The 5,852-nt window shown below is 46.6% G+C and carries 4 protein-coding genes; 2 read left to right on the top strand and 2 right to left on the bottom strand.

Going from position 1 to position 5,852, the window contains the following annotated elements:
- Positions 1-66: 66 nt before the first annotated feature.
- On the bottom strand, positions 67-1,293 hold the full coding sequence (locus PF479_RS06645) for a cation:proton antiporter (RefSeq protein WP_298003876.1): 1,227 nt from the start codon (positions 1,291-1,293) through the stop codon (positions 67-69).
- A complete protein-coding gene (locus PF479_RS06640; protein WP_298003864.1) occupies positions 1,290-2,546 on the bottom strand; it encodes a valine--pyruvate transaminase in 1,257 nt (418 codons plus the stop codon). Before PF479_RS06640 ends, PF479_RS06645 begins: the two co-directional genes overlap by 4 nt.
- Positions 2,547-2,768: 222 nt before the next feature.
- On the opposite strand from PF479_RS06640, the gene PF479_RS06635 reads away from it, so the two are divergent.
- Entirely contained in the window at positions 2,769-4,910 is a 2,142-nt protein-coding gene (locus PF479_RS06635; RefSeq protein ID WP_298003861.1) for an EAL domain-containing protein, read from the top strand.
- Positions 4,911-4,974: 64 nt separating this feature from the next.
- Positions 4,975-5,852 (top strand): hypothetical protein (locus tag PF479_RS06630; RefSeq protein WP_298003859.1); only part of this gene is annotated, 878 nt, incomplete at its 3' end.

The following is a 5,852-nucleotide window of genomic DNA, read 5'->3' as shown; positions in this document are numbered from 1 at the left end:
CAATAATATTCTAATAAAACAGAACTGATGCTTCTTCAATTCCGCAGTACTCTCTTTCTGATATTCCTAATCATCCTCGCCAAGAAGGTCCTCAGAAACCACGGCGGCCAATTTGGGGGGGCTTAAAAGCACCGGCCCCAGAGTTCTGATACCGATCAGGCCCAGGGGAGCCGTAAACAGGATAGCCAGAACAGCCAGAGCCAGGATCAATTCTCCCTCGGCCAGGCCTGCTGCCAGAGGGACAGAACCCATGGCCGCCTGAACCGTCGCCTTAGGCAGATAGGCAATCACACAAAAAAGCCTTTCTTTCCGGTTTAAACCGCTGCCGGTCGTCGCCAGCCAAACGCCGAGAGAACGAAAAACCAGGCCGCCGCTTATGATAAGAAGTCCTATCAGACCGGCTCCCCAGGCTACCTTGAGATCCACCGATAAGCCGATGAGAACAAAGAGGATAATCTCTGCAAAGATCCAGATTTTCTTCAGTTTTTCCGCCAGCTCATGGGCCACATGCTCCACCCTTTCCAGCAGGATAAATCCGCATGTCATTACCCCCAGGAGGGCGGCGGTATGAATCTGTTCCCCTATATCCACCAGAAGAATTGCCACCCCCAGCAGCAGGAGAATCTTCTCTGTCGCCCGGACCCGCTTATGATACTTCCGGAAGTACCTGGCTAGTAAAAATCCCACAAAAATCCCCGGGAGGACGCCGCCCAGGATGGAGAGAGGGATATTCAGAAGGGCTTTGGAAATATTGACATCCTGTCCCGTGGACAGTCCCAGAAAGATCGAAAAGAGAGTGATGGCAAAGACATCATCCAGAGAAGCACCCGCCAGCACGATGGTGGGAATCTCCTTGTCCTGTCCCAGACCGCTTTCCTGCAGGTTCAGCATGGAAGGCACAACCACCGCAGGAGAGACCGCAGCCAGTATAAAGCTGCATACACCTGCAGTGATCCATGAGAAATCCATGAACAGATGAAGGAGGACCATGAGGGCGGCCCCTTCAAAAAGGCAGGGAAGAAAAGACATGAGAAGGGCTGTTTTCCCCACACGAGCCAGAGTCCGGGTACTGATGCCCAGACCGGCTCTGAGGAGAATGACAATCAGAGCAAAAGACTTCAGAAAGGGGCTCAGTTCTTCCAGAGATCCGGGCGTATTCCCTCTTGAAAAAATACCGAGGATAATACCCCAGACAATCATGCCCAGAACATTGGGGAGACCCACCTTCTTGAAGAAGCGGGAGAAGGTCCACCCCCCCATCAGGGTCAGTACAATAAGAAGATTCAGGCTCATGTTTGGACAACCCTGGCTGCTTCCTCTGCCAGGATGCGGATTCCTTCTTCCACCAGATCATCTCCCTGAGAATAATTGAGACGGATGCACTGCCGGCTGTGATCCCAGTCTTCCTTCAGTCCGAAGAAAAAGTACTCTCCCGGCACAACGATGACCTTCCTTTCTTTGAGGGATTCATAGAGCTCTCTGGAAGTAACATTAAGATTTCGGAACCAGATCCATAGAAAAATGGCACCCTCGCTTTTATGTATCCGGTAATCTACTTCGGGGGGCATATACTTTTTGATCCAGTTCTGAGCCTGGATTGATTTTTTATGATAAAAAGGGCGGACCAGGTTTTTACTGATATCCAGAATTTCTCCACTTCGGAAGAGGGGCTCTGTCAGAACCTGACCGATGGTTCCATTTGCCAGGCTGATGATGGCATTACAGGCGGAGACAGCCTGGATGATCTCAGTCCGGGCGATGATGATCCCCGTCCGGACTGAGGGTAGCCCCATCTTTGAAAGGCTCATGCTCAGAATGGTATTCTCATTCCAGAAGGGAGAAACCTCTTCAAAAATGATCTCAGGAAAAGGAGAGCCATAGGCATTATCAATAATAAGAGGGATTCCTGCTTTCTCAGCCAGGGAAGACAGCTGGCGAACCTCATCATCACTGATCACATTCCCCGTGGGATTGGTTGGACGGGAGATACAGATGGCACCCACATCGTCACTCACATCCAGACGGGAAAAATCCACATGATACTTAAATAGGAAGTCATCAAGGATTTCAATAGAGGCCGGACAGGTTTTGAATATGCCCTCTTCCACACCCTGGTCGGCGTAACCGATATATTCAGGGCAGAGAGGAAAAAGAACCTTTTTTTTAACACCATCCGCATCGGTCCCGCCAAAAAGATTCAGCAGGATAAAAAAAGCTGACTGGCTGCCGTTGGTAATAGCAATATTTTCGGGGCCGATCTCCCATCCAAATGTTCTACTCATCAACCCGGCCAGACTCTCCAGAAAAGATTGTTTCCCCTGGGGTGAGTCATAATTAGCCAGGGCATCTTCCAACCCCCGGCTATCATTCATCAACTCTGTCATGCAGCGTCTCCAGACTGCCTGGACCTCTTTTATATCTGCCGGGTTTCCGCCTCCCAGCATACAGACCCGGTCCTTCCCGGAGACAGCGTTCCCCAGGTCGTCCATCAATTCGAGAATGCCGCTTTTCTTCGTAAATTTCTCACCGAATGATGTTAATTTCATACATGGTATTATAGGGAAAAGGAGAAAAAGATCCACCAGTTCTATAATTCCAATTCCCTGGAAGACTTGGGATCAGGCGCCAGAGACTTACAATTTAACTGATTAATACAAAAGATTATGAAAAAGTGCCTTTTTTTCATTGTGTCCTCCTAAAAAAGTGCAGATAATGAAATAACTTTCATAAAAAACGACAGAGAATTCGCCCATAAAGGAAGCAGTGGATTGGCACCATCCAAAAACATGAAAAAAAATAAAGGACTATTATCTGTCGTAGAAGCCATGGGAATATCCACTGAGCTGATTCTCAATAATACTGTAGACCCCGTACTCCATATCAGCAGCAACGGGACCATCCTGGGGATAAATCCAATAGCCACAGTGTCCCTTGGTTATAAAAAGAATGAACTGATGGGAAAAGACCTGTTCTCCCTGATTCCTGATGAATATAAAACCCTCATCGTGAACCGTATGTGCTGTACAAATGATTATACCATCAATAAACCTTCCGAATATTTCAGAGAAGAACTGTTTCTCCTCCGTTTTCCCGATAGACAGGGAGTACTGAGAACCTTTGAAGCCATCATCATTCCCTATAAGGATGAATCGGATACATCCTGCTTTCTCAATCTATGGAAACCCAAATCAGGGGGCAAGGAACTGGCCACCCAGCTTAAGGAAGTTCTAAGTAACTATGAGGCCCTGACAGAAACCATAACTGAAGCAGTCATCATGGTGGATGAGTCTTTTAAAATCCTTTATGCCAACTCCTCCTGTGTCAGAGTGTTTGGTTATACCAAATCCGAGCTGATCAATTCTCCCTTTGCCATGTTATTTCCTGAAGAAGTTTTTTCGAGGTATATAGGAGAGTTTCGAAAATATTTTTACATGGATTCTCAGAATGATCAGGATATCAAGAAAGAGATGGAACTCCTGGGACGGAATAAGAACAGGGGGGTATCCCCTATCGAGATATCCTTCGGAAACTCAAGAGAGCTGGATCAGAGGACCCTGATATGCATCATCCGTGACATCAGTCAGAGGAAGAATGTTGAAAGGAAACTTCGCTATCTGGCCTATCATGATAAGCTGACCGATTTAGGAAACCGAGACCTTTTTAATACTGATGTAGAGAACTTTTTCAATATATACAAGACACACCAACAACTCTGCGGTGCCCTCCTCTTTCTGGATCTGGATGGATTCAAACAGGTGAACGATACACTGGGGCATCCGGCGGGTGACAAGCTTCTCATATCCACGGCAAAGCGCCTGAGGAGCCTGATGCGGGAAACAGATATGATTTACCGCTTTGGCGGGGATGAATTTGTCATTCTCATTTCCAAACTGAGCAAACAATCGGATGTAGAAATTATCTGCACAAAAATTCTCAGAGTCATTCAGCGACCTTACAATTTTGATAAGGTAGGGCATTCTCACAAGGTTAATATTGGAGTCAGCATCGGAGTAGCCCTGCTTCCCGAACATGGAAGAGACAGAGAAACCATAACACGTCATGCAGACCTGGCCATGTATAGTTCCAAAGAGGGAGGAAAAAACCGTTATACAATTTTTTCGGATGATCTGACTCTTTCGGCCCAGAACAAATGGATCATAGATCAGGGCCTTAAAACAGCTCTGGTGAATCAGGAAATGTTTCTCATGTACCAGCCCATTGTGAACAGAGACGGCAGTCTTGCCGGAGTGGAAGCCCTCATTAGATGGAACCACCCGGAACAAGGATTGATATCTCCCGATGATTTCATCCCCTCTGCTGAAGAATCGGGAGTAATCAATTCACTGGGGCAGTGGGTATTGGAGCATGCCCTGATGGACATCATAGAGATCAACAAGACCGCGAACCTGGATTTATTTGTCTCTGTAAATGTCAGCACCAGGCAGTTGAATGCCCTCGATTTCCCGGAGATTCTGGACAGAGCCATTAAGCGATCAGCCATAAAGATGAAGGACCTCCGTCTGGAACTGACGGAATCCTTCTTACTGACATCACCGGAAAAAGCCATTTTGACACTTACCAGACTCAAAGAAGACCATCCTGGAATCAAGATCGTCATCGATGACTTTGGGAAAGGCTACTCCAGCCTGCATTACCTCAGCCGTCTTCCTGTTGACTGCATCAAGATTGACAGATCCTTTATCAAGGTAATCCCTGATAGTAATAACCGGAAAATCATAAATTCCATTATGAACCTGGCCACAAGCATGAACATGGAGATAGTTGCCGAAGGTATAGAAACAGAAGAACAACAGAACTATCCATCCCTTGAAAAGTGTCAATACTTTCAGGGATATCTGTTCAGCAAGCCCCTGACTTACAAAGACCTTATGAATTACCTCAAAGATTGAGACTCTCTTGCAATTACCGGATGACTTAAATATTGTATACAAATAATATCCGGAGGCTTTCTTTATGATGCGTTTTCTACTCTCCATTTCACTAATCCCCCTGGGCCTGGCCGTGGGACTGATCATCCAGAGTATGATCAAACATAAAGAAAACAAAGATGAACTGGTACACAAAATCAGAAAAACAATGCAAATTGCGGTTCTGCTTTTTACGAACCCTGTGGCCTTTGCCGGAGCCGTATGGGCTCTTCCTCTTGATAATCTGGAAATCATGCTCCTTCCGGTCCTGGGTGTTATGGCCATCAGCCTCAGCGGAATATTCTCCATCTTTTATACAGGAAGAAAAAAAATGGCCCCGACAATGCGGGGCAGTCACTTCTGTGTCAGCTTTTACACCAATATAGGCTCCATCGGAGCCCTGATCATTTACGCCCTTCTGGGAGAGCCGGGATTCATACTTTTACCGTTCTATAAATTAGTGGAACCGGTTCTGTATTTTGCCATTGGGTTTCCTGTCGCGGCCCGGTTTAGTGAAGAAAAACAAAAAGACAAACGCAATTCCATGCAGATTCTGAAAGATCCCTTTGTCATGGTCTCTATGGGGGCAATCTTCCTGGGTCTGATTCTGAATCTGGCTGGTCTACCCCGTCCAGCATTTTATGCAGGATTGAACAGTGTGCTTGTCCCGGTAGGATCCTTTTTGCTGCTTATCTCCATAGGAATTGCCATGCACTTCCCGAGCATGAAAAAATATGCCTTTTCTACCACGAGTATTTTAGTCATTAAGTATGTACTAGTGCCTCTGACCATTACGGGAGCAGCCTATTTTATGGGAATGGGAAAAATAATGAATGGTCTCCCCCTGAAAGTGGTGTTCATCCTCTCCTCCATGCCTGCCGGATTTCTGTCCATCATGCCTCCCAGTCTCTACAACCTGGATCT

The organism is Oceanispirochaeta sp. (genome assembly GCF_027859075.1).
GTDB lineage: Bacteria > Spirochaetota > Spirochaetia > DSM-2461 > DSM-2461 > Oceanispirochaeta.
This window is presented reverse-complemented; position numbering and strand designations above follow the sequence as displayed.